This is a genomic window from Bradyrhizobium sp. P5_C11_2 (genome assembly GCF_054049755.1).
This window is the reverse complement of record NZ_JBFULT010000038.1, coordinates 1-26924: the sequence shown is the minus strand read 5'-3', so window position 1 is coordinate 26924 and position 26924 is coordinate 1. Positions and strand designations below refer to the sequence as shown.

Annotated in this window: 24 protein-coding genes; 11 read left to right on the top strand and 13 right to left on the bottom strand. The window is 64.9% G+C overall.

Annotated elements, in window-relative coordinates; translation table 11 throughout:
- A partial coding sequence (locus ACXJL8_RS06640; protein ID WP_456684769.1) for a DUF2278 family protein occupies nucleotides 1–836 on the bottom strand: 836 nt, incomplete at its 3' end.
- A gap of 234 nt (nucleotides 837–1070) precedes the next feature.
- A complete protein-coding gene (gene mazG, locus ACXJL8_RS06635; protein WP_456619067.1) occupies nucleotides 1071–1889 on the bottom strand; it encodes a nucleoside triphosphate pyrophosphohydrolase in 819 nt (272 codons plus the stop codon).
- 126 nt (nucleotides 1890–2015) lie between these two features.
- On the opposite strand from mazG, the gene queC reads away from it, so the two are divergent.
- A complete protein-coding gene (gene queC, locus ACXJL8_RS06630; protein ID WP_456619066.1) occupies nucleotides 2016–2732 on the top strand; it encodes a 7-cyano-7-deazaguanine synthase QueC in 717 nt (238 codons plus the stop codon).
- Nucleotides 2733–2890: 158 nt separating this feature from the next.
- Here the strand turns inward: queC and ACXJL8_RS06625 are convergent, their stop codons facing one another.
- Genes ACXJL8_RS06625 through nthA form a run of 3 tightly spaced genes read right to left on the bottom strand, consistent with a single transcriptional unit; the run spans nucleotide 2891 to nucleotide 4568 of the window.
- Nucleotides 2891–3271 carry a nitrile hydratase accessory protein gene (locus ACXJL8_RS06625; protein ID WP_456619065.1) on the bottom strand — a complete coding sequence of 127 codons (381 nt, stop codon included), beginning with the start codon at nucleotides 3269–3271 and terminating at the stop codon, nucleotides 2891–2893.
- Nucleotides 3271–3930, bottom strand: coding sequence for a nitrile hydratase subunit beta (nthB, locus tag ACXJL8_RS06620; RefSeq protein ID WP_456619064.1), 660 nt, complete (start codon nucleotides 3928–3930; stop codon nucleotides 3271–3273). Before nthB ends, ACXJL8_RS06625 begins: the two co-directional genes overlap by 1 nt.
- Complete coding sequence (gene nthA, locus ACXJL8_RS06615) at nucleotides 3927–4568, bottom strand: nitrile hydratase subunit alpha (RefSeq protein WP_456684768.1); 642 nt, start codon at nucleotides 4566–4568, stop codon at nucleotides 3927–3929. The genes nthB and nthA overlap by 4 nt, the downstream gene beginning before the upstream one ends.
- Before the next feature lie 257 nt (nucleotides 4569–4825).
- Here nthA and ACXJL8_RS06610 point away from each other — a divergent pair, with 257 nt between their 5' ends.
- The 3 genes from ACXJL8_RS06610 (at nucleotide 4826) to ACXJL8_RS06600 (ending at nucleotide 8324) form a co-directional block, all read left to right on the top strand.
- Nucleotides 4826–6301 (top strand): DASS family sodium-coupled anion symporter, encoded by a 1476-nt coding sequence (locus ACXJL8_RS06610; protein WP_456619062.1) that lies wholly within the window; start codon nucleotides 4826–4828, stop codon nucleotides 6299–6301.
- A 234-nt stretch (nucleotides 6302–6535) separates the two neighbouring features.
- Complete coding sequence (locus ACXJL8_RS06605) at nucleotides 6536–7669, top strand: methionine ABC transporter ATP-binding protein (RefSeq protein WP_456619061.1); 1134 nt, start codon at nucleotides 6536–6538, stop codon at nucleotides 7667–7669.
- Complete coding sequence (locus tag ACXJL8_RS06600) at nucleotides 7659–8324, top strand: methionine ABC transporter permease (protein WP_456619060.1); 666 nt, start codon at nucleotides 7659–7661, stop codon at nucleotides 8322–8324. Before ACXJL8_RS06605 ends, ACXJL8_RS06600 begins: the two co-directional genes overlap by 11 nt.
- A gap of 18 nt (nucleotides 8325–8342) precedes the next feature.
- On the opposite strand, the gene ACXJL8_RS06595 is transcribed toward ACXJL8_RS06600, so the two are convergent.
- Nucleotides 8343–8735, bottom strand: a complete 393-nt coding sequence (locus tag ACXJL8_RS06595) for a cupin domain-containing protein (RefSeq protein WP_456619059.1) — start codon at nucleotides 8733–8735, stop codon at nucleotides 8343–8345.
- 280 nt (nucleotides 8736–9015) lie between these two features.
- On the opposite strand from ACXJL8_RS06595, the gene fsrB reads away from it, so the two are divergent.
- The 3 genes from fsrB (at nucleotide 9016) to ACXJL8_RS06580 (ending at nucleotide 11844) form a co-directional block, all read left to right on the top strand.
- Nucleotides 9016–10305, top strand: coding sequence for a siderophore utilization protein FsrB (gene fsrB, locus ACXJL8_RS06590; RefSeq protein ID WP_456619058.1), 1290 nt, complete (start codon nucleotides 9016–9018; stop codon nucleotides 10303–10305).
- Between the two features lie 157 nt (nucleotides 10306–10462).
- Nucleotides 10463–10957 (top strand): type II 3-dehydroquinate dehydratase, encoded by a 495-nt coding sequence (gene aroQ, locus ACXJL8_RS06585; protein ID WP_456619057.1) that lies wholly within the window; start codon nucleotides 10463–10465, stop codon nucleotides 10955–10957.
- A 59-nt stretch (nucleotides 10958–11016) separates the two neighbouring features.
- Nucleotides 11017–11844 carry a hypothetical protein gene (locus tag ACXJL8_RS06580; RefSeq protein WP_456619056.1) on the top strand — a complete coding sequence of 276 codons (828 nt, stop codon included), beginning with the start codon at nucleotides 11017–11019 and terminating at the stop codon, nucleotides 11842–11844.
- Here the strand turns inward: ACXJL8_RS06580 and ACXJL8_RS06575 are convergent.
- The 7 genes from ACXJL8_RS06575 to ACXJL8_RS06545 all read right to left on the bottom strand — a co-directional run bounded on the left by ACXJL8_RS06575 (nucleotide 11841) and on the right by ACXJL8_RS06545 (nucleotide 20140).
- Entirely contained in the window at nucleotides 11841–13037 is a 1197-nt protein-coding gene (locus ACXJL8_RS06575) for a M24 family metallopeptidase (protein ID WP_456684767.1), read from the bottom strand. The genes ACXJL8_RS06580 and ACXJL8_RS06575 overlap by 4 nt on opposite strands.
- A gap of 264 nt (nucleotides 13038–13301) precedes the next feature.
- Nucleotides 13302–14285 (bottom strand): ABC transporter ATP-binding protein, encoded by a 984-nt coding sequence (locus ACXJL8_RS06570; protein ID WP_456619054.1) that lies wholly within the window; start codon nucleotides 14283–14285, stop codon nucleotides 13302–13304.
- Entirely contained in the window at nucleotides 14278–15285 is a 1008-nt protein-coding gene (locus tag ACXJL8_RS06565) for an ABC transporter ATP-binding protein (protein WP_456619053.1), read from the bottom strand. The genes ACXJL8_RS06570 and ACXJL8_RS06565 overlap by 8 nt, the downstream gene beginning before the upstream one ends.
- Nucleotides 15282–16709 carry an amidase gene (locus tag ACXJL8_RS06560; RefSeq protein ID WP_456684766.1) on the bottom strand — a complete coding sequence of 476 codons (1428 nt, stop codon included), beginning with the start codon at nucleotides 16707–16709 and terminating at the stop codon, nucleotides 15282–15284. The genes ACXJL8_RS06565 and ACXJL8_RS06560 overlap by 4 nt, the downstream gene beginning before the upstream one ends.
- 1 nt (nucleotide 16710) lies before the next feature.
- Nucleotides 16711–17601, bottom strand: coding sequence for an ABC transporter permease (locus tag ACXJL8_RS06555; RefSeq protein ID WP_456684765.1), 891 nt, complete (start codon nucleotides 17599–17601; stop codon nucleotides 16711–16713).
- A gap of 2 nt (nucleotides 17602–17603) precedes the next feature.
- Complete coding sequence (locus ACXJL8_RS06550; protein ID WP_456619050.1) at nucleotides 17604–18548, bottom strand: ABC transporter permease; 945 nt, start codon at nucleotides 18546–18548, stop codon at nucleotides 17604–17606.
- Entirely contained in the window at nucleotides 18545–20140 is a 1596-nt protein-coding gene (locus tag ACXJL8_RS06545) for an ABC transporter substrate-binding protein (RefSeq protein ID WP_456684764.1), read from the bottom strand. Before ACXJL8_RS06545 ends, ACXJL8_RS06550 begins: the two co-directional genes overlap by 4 nt.
- 143 nt (nucleotides 20141–20283) lie before the next feature.
- Between ACXJL8_RS06545 and ACXJL8_RS06540 the strand changes: the two genes are divergently transcribed.
- From ACXJL8_RS06540 to ACXJL8_RS06525, 4 genes are all read left to right on the top strand, one after another.
- Nucleotides 20284–21288 carry a LysR family transcriptional regulator gene (locus tag ACXJL8_RS06540; RefSeq protein ID WP_456619048.1) on the top strand — a complete coding sequence of 335 codons (1005 nt, stop codon included), beginning with the start codon at nucleotides 20284–20286 and terminating at the stop codon, nucleotides 21286–21288.
- Nucleotides 21289–22020: 732 nt separating this feature from the next.
- A complete protein-coding gene (locus ACXJL8_RS06535; protein WP_456684763.1) occupies nucleotides 22021–23040 on the top strand; it encodes a TRAP transporter substrate-binding protein in 1020 nt (339 codons plus the stop codon).
- A gap of 15 nt (nucleotides 23041–23055) precedes the next feature.
- Entirely contained in the window at nucleotides 23056–24945 is a 1890-nt protein-coding gene (locus tag ACXJL8_RS06530) for a TRAP transporter large permease (RefSeq protein WP_456619046.1), read from the top strand.
- Between the two features lie 22 nt (nucleotides 24946–24967).
- A complete protein-coding gene (locus ACXJL8_RS06525; protein WP_456619045.1) occupies nucleotides 24968–26617 on the top strand; it encodes an acyl-CoA synthetase in 1650 nt (549 codons plus the stop codon).
- The last annotated feature ends 307 nt before the right edge of the window (nucleotides 26618–26924 follow it).

The window sequence follows — 26924 nt, the reverse complement described above, 5'->3', positions numbered from 1 at the left end:
TTGTCGGCCAGCATCCAGCCGGTGAGATCGATGTCACGATCGGCCGTATTGAGCAGCGTGACGACTTCCCGCTCGGGCGTCTTCACGGCGTTGACGAGTGCCGCAATGATGCACACGAGGCCATCCGGCATTTCCGCGGTCGGAGGAGCCGTCGGATCCCGCGGCGCTGTCGGCGTGCCTCCGCCGAGATCGATCGGATGACCAGTCTTGTCGTCGGTGTGCCAGGCCTGCGTCTGGAATTTGAGGAAGACCGCCGTCCATAATTTCTGATCCGGGAATTCGAACACGAGCCCGCCGTCTTGCCACGGCCCGTTGTCGCCCGAGAATTTTCCGATGGGATTTCCCTGGTTCATATGGATGTCGTGAATGCCGCGTCCCGGCCGGAAGCCGAAATAATTGTCCGCCTTCGTCTCCGGGCCCCATGTCTCGCCGAATGCGTATATCATCGCGCTTTCGTCCGAGAGTGCGCGCTGGACGAACTGGTCGAGCTTCTCGTTGAGGTCGTTGTCCGGTCCGGGCACCGACAGCGGCAGCGGGATCATCTCCTGCGGCTGCATCAGATTGCCGCGAATGAAGTCCAGCGCGGTGCCGCCCGGTTGCGGCGGCTGTGGGTGCAAGCCCTCCGGCAATGCCGCGAGTTGTTCGGTGATCGGATGGACGAAGTGCGATCGCACCAGGAACTCGACTTCGCTTCCGTCGGCTGACTGCACATTGATGGCGATGCGGAAATCCTCGTCGCCGGCCACGATATGGACTTGATAGTGCGGCGACTTGCCGGTGCCGAAACGCATCGCGATCGGGCGTCCCTTGAGGACCGAATAGTGCTTTAGTGGCATCGCGCTCACCTGCTGTGGGGTGTGGCTGCGTCGGAATTATTATACAACTTTAAACTGTCTGTGGTGACAATTTCATGGCGGCGCCTTGCCGCATCTCTCCGCCTGAGCCGCCGACGTCTTGCAAATCGGGAAAAGGCGAGCTTCACGTACGTCAAGACGCACATGAGCGTTCCGGGCCCTCTCAACTTTCACCAAGAGGTTGATGGCAATGGATATCCCGGTCACTGCGTTCAGCTAGGTCGCGGTCTTCGCCGCATTCCAAAGCGCATCCATCTCCGCCAGCGAGGCCTGCTCCAGCGTCCGGCCCTGCGCTTCCAGCGCCCGCTCGATATAGGCAAAGCGCCGCTCGAATTTCGTGTTGGTGGCGCGCAACGCGGCTTCCGGATCGGCATCGACATGGCGGGCGAGGTTGACCAGCGCGAACATGAGGTCGCCGGTTTCTTCCGCCAGTTCCTCCTTGTCGTTGCGGTCCAGCGCGGCCTCGATCTCGTCGGCTTCCTCGCGGATCTTTGCCAGCACCGCGCGCGGGTCGTTCCAGTCGAAGCCGACGGTCGAGGCCTTGCGCTGCAGCTCCATCGCGCGCGTCAAGGCGGGTTGGCCGGCTTTCACGCCCGACAGCAGGGATTTGTGGGTCGGCGTCGTTTCTGGCGGCCGGCGCGCGGCGCGCTCGGCCTTCTCCTCGGCCTTGATGCGGTCCCAGACTTCCTTGACGTGGGAGGAGGCGAGATTGCCGTCCTTGTCGGCGAAGACGTGGGGATGGCGCCGGATCATTTTTCGCGTGATGGCCTCGACGACATCTCCAAAAGCGAAAGCGTTCTGCTCTGACGCCATCTGGGCGTGGAACACGACCTGGAGCAGGAGGTCGCCGAGCTCCTCGCGCAGATCGTCGAGATCGCCGCGGGTGATGGCGTCCACCACCTCATGGGCTTCCTCGATCGTGTAGGGCGCGATCGTCGCGAAATTCTGCTCGAGATCCCAAGGGCAGCCGGTCACCGGCGTGCGCAGCGCCGCCATGATCTCGATCAGGCGGGAAATGTCGCGGGAAGGGGTCATTACGGGGCAGTCTCCTGGCTCCAAAACCTTATGCCAAAAGTGGGCCGCCGTTCCCAGCGGCACGCGCTGGAACGGGCCGATTTCCACCGATTGGCGGGCCGCTCCCGCAGTGCTAAAGCGCGGGCCATGAGTGACGCATTTTCATCACAAACCGCGCTGGTGCTGTTTTCCGGCGGCCAGGATTCCACCACCTGCCTGGCCTGGGCGCTGAGCCGCTTCGCGCGCGTGGAGACGCTGGGGTTCGAGTACCGCCAGCGCCACGCCGTCGAGCTTGCCTGCCGCGACAGCCTGTTCGCCGGCGTCAGGGCGCTGCGCGCGGATTGGGCGGACAAGCTCGGCGAGAGCCACACGCTGTCGATCCCGACCTTGGCTGCGATCTCGGACACGGCGCTGACGCGCGATGTCGCGATCGCGATGGGCGCCGACGGGCTGCCCAATACATTCGTGCCCGGTCGCAACCTCGTATTCCTGACCTTCGCCGCGGCGCTGGCCTACCGGCGCGGCATCACCCACATCGTCGGCGGCATGTGCGAGACCGATTATTCCGGCTATCCCGATTGCCGCGACGAGACCATCCGCGCCATGCAGGCCGCGCTCTCGCTCGGCATGGCGAGGCCCTTCGAGCTGCACACGCCACTGATGTGGATCGACAAGGCCGCGACCTGGAAGCTTGCGCACGACCTCGGCGGCGATGGCCTCGTCGACCTGATCCGCGAGCAGTCGCACACCTGCTATCTCGGCGAACGCGGCGCGCAGCACGAGTGGGGCTATGGCTGCGGCGAATGCCCGGCGTGCAGCCTGCGGGCGAAGGGGTGGGCGGAGTATGTGGCGGGGAGCAAATAGCGCTCCAATCTCCGCTGTCATTCCCCGCGAAGGCGGGGAATCCAGTACGCCACGGCTTCTCCGTCTCCCGCGAACGTCTCTGGAATACTGGATCACCCGCCTTCGCGGGTGATGACAGCTGTGTTCGGGGAAACGGTGCCTGCACCACGCACGAAAAACTACCCCGCGAAATCCTCCGCACGCAGCTCGATCGGCTTGCCGTGCGGCGTCCGATCCGCGGCGTGATCCCAGGCATCCCGATAGCGATGCAGCGTCTCCGCGGATGCGACGCCCTTGCGCGCGACCAGTCCCTCCAGCGTGGCGAGCCAGTGCAGATAGTAGGTCTCGCCCGTATCAGGATCGCCGGCGGCCTGCGCACGCTTGATCTCGGAGGCCAGGGCTGCGGCCCATTCGGGCCAGGTGAACACGCCGCGCTCATGCAGTGTCAGCGCCATCGCGAAGGCATGGGCCTCCCAGGGCGCACGGAACACCGGGCCGTCATCATCGCGCGGAATGCTCGGAATTGCCGCGGTCGCGGCGGCAGCAGCCGTGCTGCTCATCACGCCGCGTCCAGATAGGGCTCGAACGCGTCGATCGACACTTTTGAGGTCGGATCGCCGTCCGCGCCCCAGAGATCGCGGCCCTCGAACACGACCGTGTAGAGCCATTGCGGATTTTCGCCGAGCTCGATCGCCGCCGAATCCGGAAACACGTGACAGCCATGGTTCAGCTCGACCACGCCGACATGGCCGCGCACATAGCGCGGCAGCCGCGTATGGGTGGCGGGATGAATGTTCTTGGCGCGCACCTTGTCGCCGATCTTGAACTTGGCGGGCGCCGGGGCAGGGCGGGCGAACTTGCCGCGCACCATGATCCGCTCGACCTGGCCGAGATCGAACTTGCCATGCTTGAGCGCCTTTGCGGGCTGCATGGCGTGGCCGGCCGCGACTTCCTCGCGGGTGAGGTAGCCCTTCTCGATCAGCATCTCCTCGAGGCCGAGGAACCATTTCTTGTAGTAGGAGCTGGAGAGATAGACGTGCGGCGGAATCGTCTCGCGATAGAACCGCGAGGTATCGATGTTGAAGGCGCCGGCCGCGCCCATCGCGCGCACCATCGCGAGAACGCGGGATTCCCATTCCTCGTGAAACATCGGCTCGTTCGGCTCGGGCTCGACCTTGCCGAACCCATCCATGCCGCCCATATCGTGCACGCCGTTCATGACGGCGCTCCAGGCTTTTTGGCAAAGCCGGTGCCGATCATGGAATCGCGGGTGACGAGCTCGGCGAGCTGTTCCTCGCTCCAGCCTTCGGTGCCTTCGGGCCGCATCGGCAGCACCAGGAAGCGCGTCTCGGCGGTGGAATCCCATACCCGGATCTCGATGTCCTTCGGCACCGTGACGCCGAAATCGGCCAGCACGCCGCGCGGGTCCTTCACCGCGCGCGAGCGGTAGGGCGCGGCCTTGTACCAGACCGGCGGCAGTCCGAGCATTTCCCAGGGGTAGCAGGAGCACAGCGTGCACACGACCATGTTGTGACGCTGCGGCGTGTTCTCGATCACGACGAGATGGTCGCYGACGCGGCTGACATGGCCGAGCGTGCCGACCGCCTTGGAGCCGTCCTCGAGCAGCGCTGCCTTGAAAGCCGGATCGGTCCAGGCCTTGGCGACGACACGGGCGCCGTTATGCGGACCGATCTTGGTCTCGTAGGCCTGGATGATGGCGTCGAGCGCGGCCGGCTCGACATAGCCTTTTTCGGTCAGGATCGTCTCGAGCGCGCGCACGCGCAGCTCGGTCTCGGAGAGTTCCGAATGATCGTGGTCGTGGTGATGATGGTGGTCGTGGTCGTGGTCCTGGCTCATGGTGCGAAAGATAGGCGAGTTTTTCCCCACCTGTCGAGCGTCCGTTGCAGCGCAATCCGGCCACGTATTCGTGACGCCGTTTGTGCGCTAGCATCGCCCCAAAGCGGATGGGGAACGCGGGTGATGGGCTCCGTCAAGATCGGGAAGGGCAGCCGGGCATTGATCGCGCCTCGGACAATCCGTATACGCCGCGTTGGGACAAAAGCGGCCCGGTCAACGAGCCGGTAAAATGCCGTTGAAATCGAGGGGGAGGGCCCATGACCGCTAGCTCGCAGGCGCCTGAGGCGACGGGGTTTCACTGGAAGCTGATCGCGCCGCTCGTGGTGTGGCTGGCGATCTATCTGTGGCCGGTGCCGGCCGGGCTCAACGTCAATCAGTGGCACTATTTTGCCGTCTTTGCCGCCGTCATCACCGGGCTCATTCTGGAATCGATGCCGGTCGGCGCCGTCGGACTGATCGGGCTCACCGTCGCCGGCGTCAGTGGCTACATCGATCCCGATCCGACCAAGTCGCTGCGCTGGATGCTGGCGGGCTTTGCCGAAAGCACGGTCTGGCTGATCGTCGGCGCTTTCGTGTTCTCGATCGGCTATCGCAAGAGCCAGCTTGGCCGGCGTATTGCGCTGGTGCTGGTGCAAAAGCTCGGCAGCAACACGCTCGGCCTCGGCTATGCGGTGGCGATGGCGGACTTCCTGCTGGCGCCGGCAACGCCCTCGAACACCGCGCGCAGCGGCGGCATCGTCTATCCCATCATCAGCAACATCCCGCGCATCTACGGCTCCGAGCCCGGACCGACCGCCGGCAGGATCGGCACCTACGTGATGTGGACCGCGTTCGCGGCCACCGCGGTGACGAGCTCGCTGTTCTTCACCGCGCTCGCGCCCAACGCGGCGGCGCTGGCGATCGCCAAGAAGACGGTCGGTGTCGAGGTGAGCTGGGGCCAGTGGTTCATCGGCTTCGCGCCGTTCGGCATCCTGCTGATGATCCTCGTTCCGCTGCTGAGCTACGCGGTGTGCCGGCCGGAGGTGAAGCGCAGCCCGGAGATTTCCGAATGGGCGGGGAAGGAGCTCGCGGAGATGGGCCCGATGTCGCGCAACGAGTGGATCATGCTGGGCCTGATCGTGCTCGCGATGTTCCTGTGGATCGCGGGCTCGAGCCCGGACATCCACGTGCCCGTGCTCGGCTCGAACTTCGTCAATGCCACCACCGTCGTGTTCATCGTGATCTCGCTGATGCTGGTCACCGGCGTGATCGAGTTTGCCGACATCGTCAGCGAGAAGGGCGCCTGGGAGGTGTTTTTCTACTTCACCTCGCTGCTCACGCTGGCCTCGGGACTGAACGAGATCGGCTTCATCAAATGGTTTGCGACCGAATATGCGAAACCGCTCGCCGGGCTCACGCCATCGACCGCGATGATCCTGCTGGTCGCGCTGTTCTTCTGGATCCATTATTTCTTCTCGAGCATCACCTCGCATGCCGCAGCCGTGCTGCCGGTGGTGCTCGCGGTCGGATCGGGCATCCCTGACCTGCCGGTCACGACGCTCGCCTTGCTCTGCATGTATTCGCTCGGCCTGATGGGCGTGATTTCGCCGTACGCGACCGGTCCGGCGCCGATTTATTTCGGCAGCGGCTATATCGGGAAGCGGCAGTTCTGGGGCTTCGGCCTGATCTTCGGGCTGCTCTATTTCGGCGGACTGCTGCTGATCGTGCTGCCGTGGTTGCAGATGGTCCGGTAGGGCGAGCCCGGGGAACACCCCGCAAGATGAATTTTCTTCGCCGGGGAGGGTTTTGGAAAACTTTGTCCAATCCCTTGCAAATATCTGAAATTGCAAGAAAGACCTGAAAGGGCGATGCTGCGTGTTGCAGTGCAGCGTTCGCTTGGAACCGCATGCCCTCTGGCTTCCCCCGTCGCTGATGCGACTTTCTCTCGCGCCCCACGGCATGCGAGCAGACGATCCGTTGTGAAAGAGATGAACGCGCACCAATCAGTGGCGACCGGCCTGCCGATCGAGCCCCGCGAGGCGATTTCACCCGCTGCCGGGCCGGACGCGATGGTCCGGTTCGCTGGCATTTCGAAAACCTATCCGGCCTATCGCGGCAAGCCCGGCGTCCGTGCGCTTGAAGGCATCGACTTTGCGATTCCGCGCGGGGCGATCACCGGCGTGATCGGCCGCTCCGGCGCCGGCAAGTCGAGCCTTGTCCGGCTCATCAACGGGCTGGAGAAGCCGACCACGGGCCGCGTTGTCGTCGACGGCCGCGACATCTCGGCGCTGGCCGGCCGTGAGCTGCGGCTGGCACAGCGCTCGATCGGCATGATCTTCCAGCATTTCAACCTGCTGTCGTCGCGCACGGCGGCCGACAACATCGCGCTGCCGCTGGAGATCGCCGGCTGGGCCAAGGCCGACATCAAGGCGCGGGTGGCCGAGCTGCTCGACCTCGTCGGTATAGCCGACAAGCACGATCGCTACCCTTCCGAACTCTCCGGCGGCCAGAAGCAACGCGTCGGCATTGCGCGCGCGCTCGCGACCCGGCCGAACGTGCTGCTGTCGGACGAGGCGACCTCAGCGCTCGATCCGCAAACCACCCGCGCGATCCTGGATCTGCTCGCCAACATCAACCGCGAGCTCGGCGTGACCATCGTGCTGATCACCCACGAAATGTCCGTGGTGCGTCAGCTGGCCAAGGAAGTCGTCGTGCTCGACGCCGGTCATGTCGTCGAGAGCGGCCACGTCGCCGACATCTTCACCCATCCGAAGCATCCGATCACGCAGTCCTTCCTCGCCGAGGCGACCGGCGACAGCCTTCCGGTGTCGCTGGCGAGCCGGATCGTGCCGGAGCCGGTTGCAGGCGGGCAGGCGGTGATCCGCGTCCAGGTGCGCGGCGCTGGCGCCGGGGATACGCTGGTCGCGCGGCTCGCGCGCGAGCTCGGCATCGACGTGGCGCTGCTGGCGGCCCGCATCGACGAGATCGGCGGCCAGCATGTCGGCTCGCTGGTGCTTGGCATTCCTCTTGGCATTCCCGGCGGCGAGGGCGCCGCGAGCCGGGCACTCGCCTGGCTGTCTCAACATCAATTCCTGGCGGAGCGTCTCGGCCATGTCGCCTGAGCTCATCAACCTGATCATCCAGGCCACCGGCGAAAGCCTGTTCATGGTCGGGGTCGCGGCGCTGCTCGGCACCGTCTTCGGCCTGCCGCTCGGCGTTTTCCTCGCCACCAGCCGCAAGGGAGAGCTGTTCGCGGCCCCCGCAATCAACGCCGTGCTCGGCATCGTCGTCAATGCCACGCGCTCGACGCCCTTCATCATCCTGGTGGTCGCCATCATCCCGTTCACGCGCCTCATCGCCGGCACCTCGATCGGCTCGACGGCGGCGATCGTGCCACTGACGATCGCCTCGACGCCGTTCATCGCGCGCCTGGTGGAAGCGGCGATCCGTGAGGTCGATGGCGGCCTGATCGAGACCGCGTCCTCGTTCGGCGCCTCACCCATTCAGATCGTGTTCAAGGTGCTGATCCCCGAGGCGCTGCCGGGCCTGTTGCTGGCGCTGACGCTCGCGGTGGTCAGCCTGCTCGGCTACTCCGCCATGGTCGGCGCGGTCGGGGGCGGGGGCTTAGGGGATCTCGGCATCCGCTACGGCTACCAGCGCTTCATGCCGGAGATGATGCTGGCCGTCGTCGTCGTGCTGATCGCGTTGGTGCAGCTCGTGCAGAGCGCCGGCGACTATCTGGCGCGCCGGGTCAACCGCCGGCTACGGCATCGCTGACACTTTTCAAGCCCGCCGCTACGCCGCCGGCGGGTAGTAGAGAAATTCGATCATCAGGCAGCCGTCGCGGGTGAAGAACGGTCCATGCTCGACATGGGCCGGCCGCACGGCATAGGTGCCAGCCTCCAGCCGCCGCGCTTCCTGTGCCGCCGTGCCGATCGAAAGCGAGCCCGAGATCAGAAACACTTCCTCGCACCAATCGTGCGAGACCGGATGGCCTACGGACGCACCGGCGGCCCAGCGCGACAGCCGCGTCACCGCGCCCGTCCGCTCCGGGTGATTGAAGCGACCGGACAGGATCTTTTCCTCAACCCCGACATAGCCGGGGACGGCCCGCCAACCATCATCGGCCAGCGCGTCGAAAAACTCCCTGTGGTCCTTCATGAAGCGACCGAAGCCGGGCTCCGCCATGCCATCATCTCCCGAGCTGATCCTGACACGGATCGACCTTACAGCAGGCCGATGGTGTTTCCCACCCGATGCCGATCCGGACGGAGAGTGCCGCGGTCCGGCCTGCACGGTGACCACGCAGCTCGGTGAACCCCGCCTCGATCCACGGGCGCATTGGTCGCACGTGCTGCGCACACGTCTGGAGAGATTCTAGGGCCGTTCCTATCGCACTCGGAAAGCGCCTGCGTTAGGGCGAGGACTCAAAAATCGTACCGGCAAAGCCGGCAACTTTGGAACCTCGATGAGAGCGCTATTCGGTCGGTTGCATCGCTGGGCGGGACTGCTCACGGCAGGATTCCTGTTCTTCTCCGGCATCACCGGGGCGATCATCTCCTGGGATCATGAGATCGACGACGTGCTGAACCGGCACCTGTTCGACGTCACCAGCAAGGGCCCGGCCATTCCCTCCATCGAGCTCGCCAAACAGATCGAGCAGCGCGATCCGCGGGCGCGCGTGGTCTACCTCTTCATGACACCGGAGGAGGGCCAGTCGCTGTGGTTCTTCGTCATGCCGCGGATCGATCCGGCGACCGGCAAGCGCTACGCGCTCGATTACAATCAGATATTCCTCGACCCCAACACCGGCGCGGAGCTCGGCCGGCGCTACTGGGGCGCGGTGTGGCCGGTGACACGGGAGAACTTCGTCTCGTTCCTCTACAAGCTGCACTACACGATGCACATTCCGGAGTTCTGGGGCAGCGACCGCTGGGGCATGCGGGTGCTCGGCATCATCGCCATCGTCTGGACCATCGATTGCTTCGTCGGCTTCTATCTCACGCTGCCCTCCCGGCGGCGCGCCAGCGCCACGCGGGCGCCCGCGGTCGCGCGCCAGCTCGACCGGGGTTTTTGGGCGCGCTGGGCGCCGGCCTGGACCATCAAGACAAGCGGCAGCGCCTACCGGATCAATTTCGACATCCACCGCGCCTTCAGCCTGTGGACCTGGGCACTGCTGTTCGTCATCGCCTTCACGGCGTTCTCGCTGAATCTCTATTTCGAGGTGTTTTCGCCGCTGATGAAGATGGTGTCGAACTACACGCCGACGCCCTATGAGCAGCGGCCGTACCGCGATCTCGACGATCCCATCGAGCCCAAGGTCAGCTTTGCCGAGATCGCCGCGCGCTCCAGCGCCGACGGCCAGGGGCGGGGGTGGACCACCCCGATCGGTGCGATCAGTTACGGGCCCGCCCATGGTGTCTATGCGGCGGCGTTCTTTCACCCCGGCGACGACCACGGCGCCGGCGGCGTCGGGCCCGCGCAGCTCTATTACGACAGCGAGGATGGACGTCCGATCGGCGAAAGGCTGCCCTGGGTCGGCACCGCCGCCGACATCTTCGTGCAGGCGCAGTTTCCGCTGCATTCGGGCCGTATCGTCGGACTGTTCGGCCGCGTCCTGATCTCGATCATGGGCCTGGTGGTGGCGGCGCTTTCGGTCACCGGCGTCGTGATCTGGTGGCGCAAGCGCCGCGCCCGCGTCCGCGTGCGTGAGACCGCCGCGGTACGGCTGAGCCGGCAGCTCACGCCGGCGGAGTAGGGCTAGGCGAACTGGTCAAGAACCGATGTTCTGGAAGGCCCGCGCGACGCCGTGAATGGCAAGAACATGATGGTACTATTCCCGGGACTGCTGACGATTCCGGCGAAATGGTTCGGCGGTTCATCGCGCAGCGTTGGCAAAGGACACGAGGGACACAATGGCCGCCCAGATCATGATCCTCAATGGACCGAACCTCAATTCTCTCGGCATCAGGGAGCCGCACATCTACGGCCGGACGACGCTGAAGGAGATCGAAGCGAGCTGCCAGGCTCTGGCCGATCAGCTTGGCGTCTCGATCGCGTTCCATCAGTCCAATATGGAGGGCGAGCTGGTCAACCTGATCCAGTCCGCCCATGGCAAGGCGGATGCGATCATCATCAATCCGGCGGGCTATTCCTTCACGTCGATCGCGTTGATCGATGCGCTGAAGATTTTTGAGGGGCCGAAGATCGAGCTGCATATCTCGAATATCCATGCGCGCGACGCGCTTCACCGCCATTCGATCACGTCGAGTGCCTGCACGGCGGTCATTTGCGGCCTGGGCCCATACGGCTATCTTGCCGCGATGCTGGCGGCCGTTCAGCGGCTCGGACAATTGCCCGACACGATCCCGCCGGCTCTTCACGGGCTCGCGGCCGGCCCTCGCGGATGAACCTTCCCGCCCGGCACCGGCACAAAGACTGGAGGTCGCTCCCAGYCCGCGGACATTGAATGAGATCGCTCGCCTTGCTCTGCCTGCTCGTCTTTGGCACCTGCGCACATGCGGCCACACAAGAGCAGCACTACCTCGACCTGCGTGATCGCTACATCGCAAAGTTCTCGAAGGCTGCGGAGAGCGACGAGACCACCAGGCAGCACGATGCGGCGCTCAAGGAACTGACAGCCGTGCTGCGCGGCCTGGTCGGGCCCGTCACCATCAAGGGGCTGCCGGCAGACGGCAAGTCGAACGCCGACACGCTCTTCAAAGGCGACTCGGGCTTCGGCCATCTCGATGGGCTCGGTTTCGCTTCGGAAGGCGACAAGATGCAAGCCGTGGTGACGACGACCACCTTGCTCAAGCACTGGCTTGCCGAGCACCGCGAGGACGGCATGCCGCAGGAGATCGGCGCGGCGTTCAGGTCGGACCGCCTCTATTATTATGCGATCCAGGACGCGGCTTTCGCCAAATATGCCGAGCTGCCGATCACAAAGCCCGCAGCGGCGAGCGTCGCGGTCGCCGTGCTGGGCGTGCGCGGCAATGGCGATCTCAAGGGACCGCCGAATGAAATCGACGTCGTCGCGATCCGGGGCGACAAGGTCTTCTTCCTCGCCGCAACCGACGCTGTGAAGACGGCCGAAATCCCGGCCTGCGAGAAGGTCTGGAAGCAGATGATGGCCAAGCCCATCGACAAGAAGGACCCGCGCGGTGACATGACCCGCGAAGACAATGCGATGAGCGCCTTTACTGCGTGCTTCGACAAGGCGGCGCCGAGCCAGAGCTGGTTCGCCGCGGCCGTCAGGAAGGCGCAGAGCCAGTTGGACCTGCTGCCGCTGCGTTAGCGCGCACTCCCACCGCGATTCCACCCACGGCCGCCCTCGCCAAAGATCTCGTAGCCGGTCGGCGTCACCGCGACCGTGTCCTCGAGCTTGATGAAGCCGCGGCTGGGATGCTTCATGGTGGTCTCGATCGACACCACCATGCCGGGCTCGAGCGGCAGCCTTGCATCGACATCGTCATAGGGAACCGGACCCTTGGCGGTCAGGCGAGGGGCCTCGTGGCTGACCAGGCCCATGCCATGCGCGAGGAAATCGGTGCAGTCGCGCCGGGTGATCTGGGCGAGCTGCCGCTCGGCCGCGACGTAGATGTCGCCGCCGAGAGCGCCCGGCCGGACCGCGGCGAAGGCTGCGCGCTGCACCGCCTCGATCTCGGCCAGGCAATCCGTCAACTCGGCATCCGGCTCGYCCAGCACGGCCATGCGCGCGAGGTCGCCGATATAGCCGTGATAATTGCCGCCGGAGTCGAGCGAGAGCACGTCGCCTTGCTCCCAGCGTTGCGCCGACGGCGCCCGATTGTGGCTGCTGCCGCAGGCCAGCAGGCAATATTCGAAGGTCAGCCCGCGGTTGACTTCGGCGACGCGCAAGCCGTCCGACAATTGCTGCTTGGTGGTCCCGGGACCGTGCCCGGCGATCACCTCCAGCATCGAGGCGATCACCAATTCCGACGCGGTCTTGAGTTTTGCCAGCTCGTCCGCCGACTTGACCGCGCGCAGCCGCTCCAGCACGAGGAGCGCGTCCCTGAGCTCGGCGCCGGGCAGGGCGTCGGCAAGCGCCTGTCCCGCGTCCATCGGCAGGAACGCCATCTCGACGCCGATCCGCTTCATCCGCACCCCGGCTTCCTTCAGGACCTTTACGGCCCGCTTGATGGCGTCGACCGAGCCGTTGGACTCGGTCCGGACCTGCGGCACCCAGGGCGGCGCCACGGCGCGCTGATGGGTCTCCAGCCGATGTCCGATATAGACGGCCTTGTCCGGCGCGCCCTTGGCATAGACCAGGACCGGCAGATAGCGGCTGACGCCCACGGCATCCATGTAGTCGAAGAAGATCGCGCGCTCGGCCCCGAGCAGGTACTGCACATTGTGCTTGGAGGTCGCGACCAGGACGTCGAGATGAGCCGCCTCCATCAGGCGGTCGAGCTTGGCGGCATCGAATGGCATGGTGCGAGAGCCGGTCGCGCGGGCGACGTTCTCCTTCATGATGGACCTCCCATTGGCGGCGCGGCTCGAAGCGGCTGCGTCCGTTGTCTGGCGCTCGTTTGGTGATTGATTGTGCGCCGGGAGAGGGGTTCTGGGTAGCCTTTTCTGGGTAGCCCTGGAGCCGTGCTTCTTCACCAAGGAGTGAGCTTGCCGACGCTCAGCCGGCCATCCGGTGCAACATACCGTCTTGTTCTCAAATCATTCCGACAAGGCATTCGTGCTTGCCCCCGCTCGTCCAATGTTGCCGGCAAAAGTCGGCTCGGACTATTGCGACCTCACGAGGTGACAGGCGGACATGTGCCCACGCCCCGCTTTCCCCGCGCCGCGCGGCTTGAGAAAAGGGACTTCCTCGGCACATCTCGGCTCGGCGAGCGGGCAGCGCGTGCGGAACCGGCAGCCAGAGGGTGGATCGATCGGGCCGGGCACATCCCCCGAAAGCCGAATCCGCGCCTTTCGCTCGGCCGAGACGTCGGGGTCCGGGATCGCCGAGAGCAGGGCTTGCGTATACGGATGCTGGGGCGCGGTCATGATGTCTTCCACTGGCCCGACCTCGACGATCCGCCCCAGATACATCACCGCGATCCGGTCGCTGATGTAGCCCACCGCGGCCAAGTTGTGCGCCACGAAGACATAGGTCAGGCCGAGCTCGCGCTTCAAGTCGCCCATGAGGTTGAGGATCTGTGACTGTACCGAGACGTCGAGGGCCGAAATCGGCTCGTCCGCGACGATCAGCCGTGGCCGCATGATCAGCGCCCGCGCGATGCCGATCCGCTGCCGCTGTCCGCCCGAAAACTCATGCGGAAACCGGTCCATCGCATCAACGGGCAGGCCGACCTGGCTCAGCACTTCGGCGACCTTGTCCGTCAGCTCCGGCTTCCCGATGCGACCCTGCGCGCGCAGCCCCTCGGAGACGATCGCCCGCACCTTCATCCGCGGATCCAGGGAGTCGTTGGGATCCTGGAAGATGTATTGCAGTTGTCGCCGCGCCAGTTTGCGCGCCTTGCCGCCGAGTTCCGCGAGGTCGTTGCCCTCAAGGCTCACGTGCCCCCGGGTCGGCGTGGTCAGGCCGACGATGAGCTGCGCCGTCGTCGTCTTGCCGCAACCGGATTCACCCACCAGCCCCAGCGTCTCGCCCTCGTAGACGTCGAGGTAAAGGTCGTCCACCGCCTGGACCACCGCCTTGCCCTTCGGCGAGCGCGTGGTGAAATGCTTGGTCAGGCCGCGCAGTTGCAACAGCGATTCAGCCATCGGAGGTCTCCACGGCGGCGGCATCGGACAGCAGCAGCCAGCAGGAGGCCGCGTTTTCACCGCTGCGCACTTGGGGCGGGGCGGCATCGCGGCAGCGTGCCATGGCCTGTGGGCAGCGGTTGGCGAAACGGCAGCCCACAGGCCAGAGCTTCGAGCTCGGCACGATCCCGGGGATCGAGCTGAGGCGCATGTTGCGGTCCATCCCCAGACGGGGGATGCAGGCCATCAGCCCGCGGGTATAGGGATGGCGCGGCGCGGACAGCACCTGTTTCACCGGGCCGGTCTCGACAACCTGGCCGCCATACATCACGGCGACCTCGTCGCAGATCTCGGCGACGACTCCGAGATCATGGGTGACGAACATCACGGCCATGCCAAGCTCCTGGCGCAGCTTGACGATCAGTTCGAGGATCTGGGCCTGGATCGTGACATCCAGAGCGGTCGTTGGCTCGTCGGCGATCAGCAGGCTGGGATCGCAGGTCAGCGCCATCGCGATCACCACCCGCTGGCGCATGCCGCCCGACAATTCGTGCGGGTAGCTGTCGACACGCTTTTCCGGCGCGGGAATCCCGACGAGACCCATCAGCTCCACCGCGCGCTCCCGCGCCGCGCCCCGGGAAATCCGCCGGTGCAGCTGCAGGTTCTCGATGATCTGCTCGCCCACCGTGAAGACCGGGTTCAGCGAGGTCATCGGTTCCTGGAAGATCATCGCGATCTCGTTGCCGCGCAGGCCGCGCAGCGTCCGCTCGTCCTCCCGCACCAGATCGCGCCCCTTGAACAGGATCCGGCTGCCGGGCTCGATCCGGCCTGGCCGCTGGATCAATCCCATGATCGAGGCGCCGGTGACACTCTTGCCCGAACCGGACTCGCCCACGACCCCCATGATGCGTCCTGCGTGGATCGTGAGATTGACCCCGTCGACCGCCTTGGCCACGGCGTCGCCGGTGTGGAAATAGGTGCGCAGATCGCGCAGCTCGAGAAGTGCGCCGGTCTCCTTCATGAGGCCATGTCCAGTTCCGCCTCGGGGTGATGCGCGTTCCAGTTCAGCGCCTTCTCGAACTGGCGGCTGGCCCGCAGCACCAGCGCCTCCTCGTTCGGGCGGCCGATGATCTGCAGCCCGACCGGCATGCCGCCGACGAAGCCGCAGGGCACGCTGGCCGCGCAGTAGCCGGCGACGTTCACTGGCAATGTGTAGGAGACGAGTGCCGGAATCCGTTGGGTCATGTCATTCGGATCGATGACGGGCGAGGTGATGCCGATGGTGGGCGCAAGGATCAGGTCGGTCTCGGCGAAGAGTCCGTCCATGTAGCGGATGAACTCCGCACGGCGCATCACCGCGCGGGAATATTGCGAGCCAGTCACTTCCGAGGCCCATTCGAAGCGGGTGCGCGCATAGGGCGTGAGCTGGCTGCACGTCGCCTCGTCGCGCATCAGTTGCTCGCCCAGAGTGGCATGCCGGTCGACGAACTCCAGCACCCGCCAGGCTTCGTCGAGACCCTCCGTCGCAAGGACGACCGCCTCATCGCGCAGATCGGCGCCGAAATCGGTGATAAGCTCGGCGGCGGCGCGTACTGTGCGCAGCACCTCCGGATCGGTGAAACCCTGCGCGAACCTGTTGTCCCACCAGGTCGCACGCACGCCTTCGATGCCATTTTCCAGACTGCCCAGGTAGTCGGGCGGCGTGTCGATCCGGCAGAACGGATCCTGCGGCATCGGTTCGGCGATGACCTGCAGGAGCGTCGCCGCATCCCGTACGTCCCGTGCCATCGGCCCGACCGCGGTGCAGAACACCGCGGAGCCCAACCCGCCATGGCGCGGCACACGCCCGAAGCTCGGCAGAAGGCCGAAGATGCCGCATTGGGCCGATGGCAGACGGATCGAACCACCCGAGTCGCTGCCGATGGCGAGCGGACCGAAGCCCGAGGCCAGCGCGGCCGCCGCCCCGCCGCTGGAACCGCCCGAGGTCTTCTTGCGGTCCCAGGGATTGCGGCATTCCTCGGAAATCAGCCCCACCGTCCGCCAATACATGCCGAATTCCGGCGTATTGGTCTTGCCCAGGATCACGCCGCCAGCGGCACGGATGCGCGCGGCGCAGATGCTGTCCCGCTCGGGCACGTGATCGACGAAAGCCTTCGAGCCGCTGGTGGTCCGCAGCCCCCGGGTGAAGAACTGATCCTTGATCGTCACCGGGACGCCGGTCAGCGGGCCCAACTTCTCCCCGGCGGCGACGCGGCGGTCGACGGCGCGCGCCTCTGCGAGGGCCATCTCGCCCGCCACGGTCAGGAACGAATGGATGCCGCCGTCGTAGCGCGCTATCCGCTTCAGCAGCAGGCGGGTGATCTCTTCGGCGGAGCTTTCACCGCTGGCCACCAGCCCGTGCAGACGCCAGGCCGGTTGCCAGTGAATATCGTTTTCCAAACTCATGTCACTTCTCCGCTTTGGGATCGAATTTGTCGCGCAACCCATCGCCGAGCAGCAGGAAGCCAAGCACGATGAGCACGATGGCTGCGCCGGGGGCGAGCACCAGCCAGGGGGCATGCGTCATGACCGAGGTGGAGTCCGCGATCATCCCGCCCCAGGTCGGGGTCGGGGGCTGAATGCCCATGCCGAGGAAGGAGAGGGCCGATTCCGTCAGCAGGGCGGCGGTGATCGTCGAGGCGGTCTCGATGATCAGGGGGGTGGAGATATTGGGCAGCACATGGACGAGCAGGTTGCGCCAGGCCGGAACGCCCAGCACCTGGGCGGCCTTGACGAATTGCCGCTCGCGCAGCGACAGGGTTGCCCCACGGGCCACCCGGGCGAATGGCGGCACGAAGAGCACGCCCATCGTCATGATCAGATTGCTCAGGCTGTTCCCCAGCACGGCAACCAGGGCGATCGCCAGGAGCAGCGGTGGAAAGGCCTGCAAGACGTCAAGAAGACGCATCAGCAGGAGGTCCGCCTTGCCTCTGGCATAGCCCGCGGCCATGCCCCAGCTTGTCCCCACGACAAGGGCGAAGGYGGTCGCGGCGGCCGCCACGATCATCGAGCTGCGGGAGGCGTAAAGCGTTCGCGTCATCACGTCACGCCCGAGCAGATCGGTGCCGAAGGGATGCGCCGCAGAGGGCGGCCGCATCGACATTCCGACGAGATCATTCGGACCGAAGGGCAGGAGCAACGGCCCGAGCAGGGCACATGCCAGCAGGATCAGCAGCAGCGCGGCCCCGGCCTGCACCAGCAGGTTCTGACGCCGGAAAGCGGCCAGCGGGTGCAGAGCAAGCCGCCGTGCGCGCGCCGCTTCTGGGGCGGCGGTGTATGGGATCGTGTTGTCCGTCATGGTCAGATCCGCGGGTCAAGGCGGTGATAGGCCAGGTCGACGGCGAGGTTGATCAGCACCACCATCGCGCCGACGACGATCACCGCCCCCTGCACCAGCGTGTAGTCCCGGCTGCTGATCGCGCTCAGCATCAGTTGGCCCAGCCCCGGCAGGCCGAAGACCTGCTCGACCACCACCACACCCGAAATCAGCTGTGCCGCAATCAGGCCCGAGGCGGTGACCACCGGCAGCAGTGCCGTTCGCAGCCCGTGTTTCAGCAGGACCCGCCAGGGGCCGGCCCCTTTGGCCCGGGCCATGGCGATATATTGCTCGCGCATGACTTCCAGCATCGCGCCCCGCGTGTAGCGCATGATCGTCGCAGCGGCGGCCAGCGACAGCACGGCGGAGGGCAGCAGCAGCCCCTCGATCGCCCCCCAGAAATCAGTCTGGAAATCAATGCTGCTGAAAAGCTGCACCGACGGCAGATACAGCGAGAAGAACAGGACGGCGGTGACGCTGGCCACGAAGGTGGGTACCGCCATCCCGGCCAGCGAGACGATCCGCAGCGCGGCGTCCAAGCTTCGCCCCCGTCGCGCGGCGGCGAGTACGCCGGCCGGAATACCGATCACCACCGAGATGACGAGCGACATCAGCGTCAGCGCCAGGGTCACCGGCAGATGCGCCAGAATCTCGCCCGAGACCGGCACGTTATGCACCAGCGATTTGCCAAGATTGCCGTGCACCACCCCGTTGATCCAGGTGAAATATTGCACGGTCAGGGGCTGGTCCAGGTTGAGGCTGCGGCGGATGTTCCGCGCCTCTTCGGAATCCGAGGCAATCTCGCCCCCGGCGATGACGCTCACGACATCGCCAGGAATGAGATGGACGAGCGAGAAGCTGACCACCGACATCCCGATCAGGACGGGCACCAGCAAAGCCAGGCGGCGCAGAAGATGGGCGAACATCATGGGACTCTCGATCGCGTGGCGGAGGCGAGCCAGGCCTGACGCAGCAACACGCGCTGTGCGTAGGGGGTTGTGTGGTAGCCGCGCAGCTTCTCGCTCCAAATCTCGAACTGCAGCGGGATCGCGGCGGGGAACAGCGCATAGGCCTGATCGGCGATGCGGTGCTGCATCTCACGGTAGATCGCGACCCGCTTGGCGACATCGGTGGTCGCCCGTCCCTCGGTGAAGAGTGCGTCGATCTCCGGATCCTTGGTCTTGCCGGGGTTGACGCTCGACGCGGAGGCAAACCGGATCCTCAGATTCGACTCCGCGTCGGGTGCCGGTGCCAGGTCGGCCATGCTGATCGGGCTCAGCGTGCCCTGGARATCCTTGACCAGGCTGCCCCAGTCTTTCTGCTCGATCTTGATGCGGATGCCGATCCGCGCCACCTGCTGCTGCACGATCTGTGCGACCGCCACGTCGCTGGAGGTCTGCGGAGAGACCGCGAAGACGGTGTCGAACCCGCCCGCATGGCCGGCCTCTGCCATCAGTGCCTTGGCCTGCGTCAGATCCGGGGTCTGGTAGGGCAGTGCCAGGACCTCGGCGCTTGGGACCGCATAGGGCGCCTGCGCCGGCGGGATCGCCGCCGAAAGTACCGCCCGCCCACGCCAGACGATATCGGCGATCTGCTGGCGGTCGATCGCCAGACTGAAGGCGCGGCGAACCCGGACATCGTTGAAGGGCGGCACCCGCTGGTCGAGCTCCATCAGCAGCACAGCATTGTTGTCCTGCTGCTTGGGCGTGACGAACCCTCTGGTTCTTGCCAGCTGGTCGACCACTTCCGGCGTGTTGAGCCAGGTCAGCGCCGCCGATCCGCTGCGCAGGGACGCCACCCGGCTGCCTTCATCCGGAATGATGCGGAACTCCAGCCCGTCCAGGTAGGGCAGGCCGGGTTCGTAGTAATCCTCGTTGCGCGACAGCTTCAGCACCGAATTGGAGACGAAGCTCCCGAACTTGAACGGGCCGGTCCCGGCCCCGCCGGAGATCAGGTCGCCACGCTGGGTCACGTCGGCCTGCGAGACGATGGCTGAATATTTCACCGTCGCCAGGTAGTTCAGCAGGGGCGAGAAGGGCGCGGACAAATGGAAGATGACGCTGCGCGCGTCCGGAGTTTCGACCGACTGGATGGCGGCAAAGAGCGACTTCCACGGCGACGCGGTGTCCGGGTTTGCGATCCGGTCAAAGGTGAATTTCACATCCGCGCTGGTCAGCGTCTGACCGTTGTGGAATTTCACGCCGTCGCGCAGCGTGAAGCGGTAGGTCAGATCGTCGACCATCTCGTAGGAGGCGGCCAGGTCCGGTTCGACCTTGGTGCCGCTGTCATCCCAGCGCAGCAGACAGCCGTAGATCTGTTCGGTGATGTTGGTCGTCGCGAACGCCGCCGATTTGTGCGGGTCGAGGCTGGGAGGATTGGCGTCCTGGGCGATCACCAGGATCCCGCCGCGAACCGGATTGTCGATCGCCTGGGCGCGCGCCGGCCTCGACAGTACCGTCCCGGAGAATGCCAGCAGCGAGGTTCCGCCGCGCAGGAATGTCCGCCTGTTCACGTTCAACATCGTCGTTCCCGTTGCCAAATGTCACAATTCGATCGCGCTCCGGCGAACCGCCGCCGCCCTGCAAGCATCCGTCTATTGGAGCGAGATCGACCCCATGCAACAATGGCCGCCGACGCAAATAACTATAACCGAAAGGCTATAGAGTGGAGCTGCAGCAGCTGCGGTACTTCCTGGTGGTGGCGAACCATCTGAATCTTTCTCAGGCCGCTGAAACATTGAGCATTTCTCAACCCGCTTTGTCCAAAATGATGGCACGGCTGCAGCACCAGTTGAGCGTTCAGCTCTATGTCCGGAAAGGCCGTGGAATAGCCCTGACGGATGCGGGCATCGCGCTGAGAAGTCGCGCGGAATCGATCATCTATCGGATGGATGAAGCCGAACAGCTGATGACCGACATGCGGGCCGGCCTTTCCGGTCACGTCCGTATCGGCGCGGGCCCGTCGTTCCTGACACAGATCCTTCCCGAGGCGATTGCCGAGCTGGCCGAGAAGCAGCCCAATGTCCGCTACACCATCCGCGAGGGCACCACGGACGAACTCTACGAATGGATCAAGACGCGCGAGATCGACTATGCCCTCCTGGGCTGGGTCAAGTCGGACCATACCAGGGCCAGCCTGGATTCCGCGCTGGCCTACAACCGTTTGCTGGTCGACGACCTGGTCATCGTCACCCGCAAGGACCATCCGCTCCAGCTTCGACCGCCGCAATCCTTCAAAGAACTCGCCCAATACAGGTGGTTGCTCCCGCGGATGAGTACCAATCTGCAGGACGAGTTGAACCACGTGTACGTGAGCAAGGGCGAAGAGTTACCTGCGGCCCATATCCTGACGAGTTCGCTTTTCATAACCTTCGCGTTTCTGCGCCGAACCAACCTCGTGACAATACTTGCGCGCAGTGCGCTGTCAGGGATCGACACGGCGGGGATTGTCCCGCTTGAACAGCCTTGGCTCCGGCTGGAGCGCGAGGCCTGCCTGGTGACCTTGAAGGGCATGCAACTCCCGGCCGCGGCGAGCGCCGTGATGGAAAAGGTCCGCAACCGGCTCGTGACAAGGCAGGTCAGTGGCAAGGAAACTGTTCTGGAAGCCTCTGAGGATAACCAACCGCCGAGGGCCGCAGTCGCAATGAACTGTGATGAACGCTTGGGATAGTTTCAGAGTTTGACAGAGGAGGGGCAGGTCGTGCCCCTTGCCGGCTTCCYAGCCAAGACTTCAAGAAAGTCGGGTGTCCGGCCCTGCATCAGCTCGATGTACATGCAGGTCTTGAGTAGAAGTGACGGGCCTCCAATCCAGCCGCCGCGGACGAATGGGACATCACTGTCTCGCCGGCACGCCAACGTTTTTCGCGGATGCGGGCGAATGGGACGAAGAAGGCTGCTCCGGTTTTGCCGGATGAGTTTCTTGCGGATGCCGGGCATAGAGGGGCGCGACGAGGGCAGGATGTTGCGCTGGTAAGCGACAGCGGCACACGAATCTCGACCGTCCGAATGACCTAGACTCGAATAGGGCATGAATGACTCAGATCCAACCAGAGCCGACAGCCGCCTCCGGCTGCCCATTCCTTGATTCGCATAAGGTATATTATGGAATATCTTTATATCGAATTGGATCAAATGTTTAGACGGAATTCCTGCCACCCCGCATTCGGTCCGGCCTCCGTTCTCACCCAGGCCATTGCGCTTCCTGCCAGCCCTTGACGGCTACTGTGCATGGGGTTGTTTTCGCGTTTTTTGTTTCGAGGCCATCGGCCCGACAGCGATATTGCCGTGACGTTGTCCGGCTGCAATAAGCGAAGCCGCGCGAGATCGCAGATGACCTTCTGACGTGACGTCCGTATAGGTTTGCGTCTCAGAACAAGAACAAACCTTCCGAGGAAGCAGACCCATGAGCTTTTCCCGACGCACGCTTCTCAAGGCCTCCGCCGCGACCGCGGTCCTGGGCGGCATCGGCGCACCTTACGTGGCACGCGCCCAGAGCGCCGAGTTCACCTACAAATACGCCAACAACCTGCCGGACTCCCATCCGATGAACGCGCGCGCCAAGGAGATGGCTGCGGCGATCAAGAGCGAGACCAACGGGCGCTTCGACCTCCAGATCTTTCCGAACAACCAGCTCGGCTCCGACACCGACATGCTGAGCCAGATCCGCTCCGGCGGCGTCGAGTTCTTCACGCTGTCCGGCCTGATCCTGGYGACCCTGGTGCCGGCGGCATCGATCAACGGCATCGGCTTCGCATTCCCGGACTATGACACGGTCTGGAAGGCCATGGACGGCGACCTCGGCGCCTTCGTGCGTGGCGAGATCAAGAAGGCCGGCCTCGAGGTCATGGACAGGATCTGGGACAACGGTTTCCGCCAGACCACGTCGTCCAGCAAGCCGATCACGGGCCCGGACGATCTGAAGGGCTTCAAGATCCGCGTGCCGGTGTCGCCGCTGTGGACCTCGATGTTCAAGGCGTTCGATGCGGCGCCCGCCTCGATCAATTTCGCCGAAGTCTATTCCGCGCTCCAGACCAGGATCGTCGAGGGCCAGGAAAACCCGCTGGCGATCATCTCGACCGCGAAGCTCTATGAGGTGCAGAAGTACTGCTCGCTGACCAACCACATGTGGGACGGCTTCTGGTTCCTGGCCAATCGCCGCGCCTGGGAAAAGCTCCCACAGGATGTCCGCACCGTCGTCGCCAAGAACATCAACGCCGCGGCCGTCAACGAGCGCGCCGACACGGCCAAGCTGAACGCCAATCTCCAGCAGGAGCTCGCGGCCAAGGGCCTGATCTTCAACCAGCCCACGGTGGCGCCGTTCCGCGACAAGCTGCGCACGGCCGGCTTCTATGCCGAGTGGAAAGGCAAGTATGGCGACCAGGCCTGGGATCTGCTGGAAAAAGCCGTCGGCAAGCTGTCGTAACGCGTTGGGGCCGTCATGGCTCAGATCGAGGCTGAGGTGACCGGAGCGGCGGGCGAGGCGACTGTGCAGTCCCCTCGCCGACCTTCGTTGCTGGCCTCAACGGAGCGCGCGCTCGGCCTCATCGTCGAAATCCCGGCGGCGATCCTGGTGGTCGCCGAGATCGTGATCCTGTTTGCCGGCGTGGTCGCGCGCTACGGCCTGCACCGGCCGCTGATCTGGTCGGACGAGTTGGCCTCGATCCTGTTCCTGTGGCTGGCGATGCTGGGCGCGGCCGTGGCGTTCCGCCGCTCCGAGCACATGCGCATGACCGCGATCGTCGCGAGCGCAAGACCGGCGATGCGTGGCTATCTTGATCTGGTCGCGACCTGTGCGGCGCTGGCGTTCCTGGCGCTGATCGTCTGGCCGTCCTACGACTACGCCTACGAAGAGAGCTACATCACCACGCCGGCGCTGCAGATCTCGAACATGTGGCGCGCCGCGGCACTCCCGGCCGGCATCTGCCTGATGGCGGCGTTCGCGGCACTGCGGCTGCTGCGCGCGGCGGACTATCGGATGGTTGCCGCGGCCATCCTGTCGGTTGCCGTCGTGATCGGCCTGTTCTGGCTGGCTGAGCCCTCGCTGCGCCCGCTCGGCAATCTCAACCTGGTCATCTTCTTCGTCGGCGTCGCCGGCTTCTGCGTCTTTGCCGGCGTTCCCATTGCGTTCGGCTTTGGGCTCGCGATCTACGGCTATCTGGCGCTGACCACGCGGACGCCGGTGATGGTGCTGGTCGGGCGGATGGACGAGGGCATGAGCCACCTCATCCTGCTCTCGGTGCCGCTGTTCGTATTCCTTGGGCTCCTGATCGAAATGACCGGCATGGCGCGCGCCATGGTGGCGTTCCTGGCCAGCCTGCTCGGCCATGTCCGCGGCGGCCTGCATTACGTGCTGGTCGGCGCCATGTATCTGGTCTCCGGCATCTCCGGCGCCAAGGCGGCCGACATGGCCGCCGTTGCGCCCGTGCTGTTCCCGGAGATGAAGCAGCGCGGCGCCCGCCCCGGCGATCTCGTCGCGCTTCTTGCAGCGACGGGTGCCCAGACCGAGACCATTCCGCCGAGCCTCGTGCTGATCACCATCGGCTCGGTCACGGGCGTTTCGATCGCCGCGCTGTTCACCGGAGGCCTCCTGCCCGGCGTGGTGCTCGCGATCACGCTCTGCATGCTGGTGTGGTGGCGCTACCGCCACGAGGACATGAGCCATGTCCGCCGCGCCAGGGCGTCCGAGATCGGCAAGACCTTCATCGTCGCCCTGCCCGCGCTGGCGCTGCCCTTCGTGATCCGCTACGCCGTGGTCGAAGGCGTTGCCACCGCCACCGAGGTCTCCACCATCGGCATCGTCTATGGCGCCCTGGTCGGCCTCCTGATCTACCGCCGCTTCGACTGGCGGCGGCTGTTTCCGATGCTGGTCGAGACCGCGGCGCTGTCCGGCGCCATTCTCCTGATCATCGGCACCGCGACCGGCATGGCCTGGGGCCTGACCCAGTCCGGCTTCTCGCGCTCGCTGGCCGCGGCCATGACGGGATTGCCGGGCGGGTCCGCGACCTTCATCGCCGTCTCGATCCTGGCCTTCACCATCCTCGGCAGCGTGCTGGAAGGCATCCCGGCGATCGTGCTGTTCGGGCCGCTGCTGTTCCCGATCGCACGTGCCGTCGGCGTGCACGAGGTGCACTACGCCATGGTGATCATTCTGGCGATGGGTATCGGGCTATTCGCCCCGCCGTTCGGCGTCGGCTATTATGCCGCCTGCGCCATCGGACGCGTCGACCCGGCCGAAGGCATCAGGCCGATCTGGGGCTATCTGCTGGCGCTGCTGGTGGGATTGATCATCGTCGCGATCTTCCCCTGGATATCGATCGGATTCCTTTGAGACGCTTTTGAGGAGGGTGTCGATGAGTGAACGGCAGAACCAGTACAATATCGGCCTCGACAAGACCCCCGCCAACTACGTGCCGCTGACACCGCTCAGCTTTCTCGCGCGCAGCGCCGCGGTCTATCCCGATCACGTCAGCACCGTCTACGAAGGCCGCAGCTTCACCTGGGCGCAGACCTATGAGCGCTGCCGGCGCTTTGCCTCCTGGCTCGCCGGCAAGGGCATCGGCGTCGGCGATACGGTGGCGGCGATGCTGCCGAACATCCCGGCGATGAACGAGGTGCATTTCGCGGTGCCGATGACCGGCGCCGTGCTCAACGCACTCAACATCCGCCTCGATTCGCCTTCGATCGCCTTTCAGCTCGATCATGGCGGAGCGAAGATCGTTCTGGTCGATCCCGAGTTTTCCGGCGTCATCACCGATGCGCTGTCACAGATGAGCGGCCCAAAACCGTTCGTGATCGATGTCGACGATGCCGCCTTCAAGGGCGGCGCGCGCATTGGCGAGATCGAATACGAGTCCGCCGTTGCGCAGGGCGATCCGACCTTCGCCGCGATCCCGCCGAAGGACGAATGGGACGCGATCGCGCTGAGCTACACTTCGGGCACGACCGGGAATCCCAAAGGCGTCGTCACCCATCATCGCGGCGCCTATCTCAACGCCGTCAGCAACATCCTCGCAGGCCAACTCGGCCAGCATCCGGTCTATCTCTGGACGCTGCCGATGTTCCACTGCAACGGCTGGTGCTTCCCCTGGACCATCGCGGCCGCCGCCGGCATCAATGTCTGCCTGCGCAAGGTCGAGCCGACGAAAATATTCGAGCTGATCAAGGCCCACGGCGTCACCCACATGTGCGGCGCGCCGATCGTCTACAACACGCTGATCAACGCGCCTGACGCGCCGAAGGGCAGCGCGGCCCGTCGCGTCGTCGGCCTGATCGCCGGCGCCGCGCCGCCGGTCGCCGTGCTCGAAGGCGCGGAAAACATCGGCATCAAGCTCACGCATGTCTATGGGCTGACCGAAGTCTACGGCCCCGCCTCCGTCTGCGCCGAGCAGCCCGGATGGGACGAGCTCCCGGCCGCCGAGCGCGCGCGGATGAAGCGGCGGCAGGGCGTACCCTACCCGCTCGAGGAAGGCGTCACCGTCATCAATCCGCAGACCATGGTTGAGGTGCCGCGCGACGGCGAGACCATCGGCGAGGTCATGTTCCGCGGCAACATCGTGATGAAGGGCTATCTGAAGAACGAGAAGGCGACCAGGGAAGCCTTCGAAGGCGGCTGGTTTCACACCGGCGATCTCGGCGTGCTCGACGAGCACGGCTACGTCATCATCAAGGACCGCTCCAAGGACATCATCATCTCCGGTGGCGAGAACATCTCCTCGGTCGAGGTCGAGGACGTCCTCTACAAGCACCCGGCCGTGCTGTTCGCAGCCGTGGTCGCAAAGCCCGATCCGAAATGGGGCGAGGTGCCCTGCGCCTTCGTCGAGCTGAAGGACGGCGCGAGTGCGACGGAGGCCGACATCATCGCTTTCTGCCGCAGCCACATGTCGGGCTTCAAGACKCCGAAAGCGGTCGTGTTCGGGCCGATCCCGAAGACCTCGACCGGAAAGATCCAGAAATTCCTGCTGCGCAACGTGGTCGGCTCGGCGAAGGCGATTTCGGCCTGAGCCGCTATTCCGTAGTTCGACTAATTCTCGCGTTCGAGACGTAGGTTTATCAAGGCTGCCTCAGCAGATTGACCCAGCTCATTTAGACAGTCTGAAAGGGATCTCAAGCTGTCTCGAAGCCGCTCTGAATACGGGCGGCCCTGTGTGTCGCCCTTTTCGGCTTCCGAGACTGCTCGTTTGAACCATCCCACCGCAATCTCAGATCTATCAACTTGCCTTAGGCAGCATCCAACGAAGTGAAGGCTTAAGCTCAAGCTATGGTTATTAATCCGACCAAAAACGTCACCCAACTGCTTTTCCGCAACAG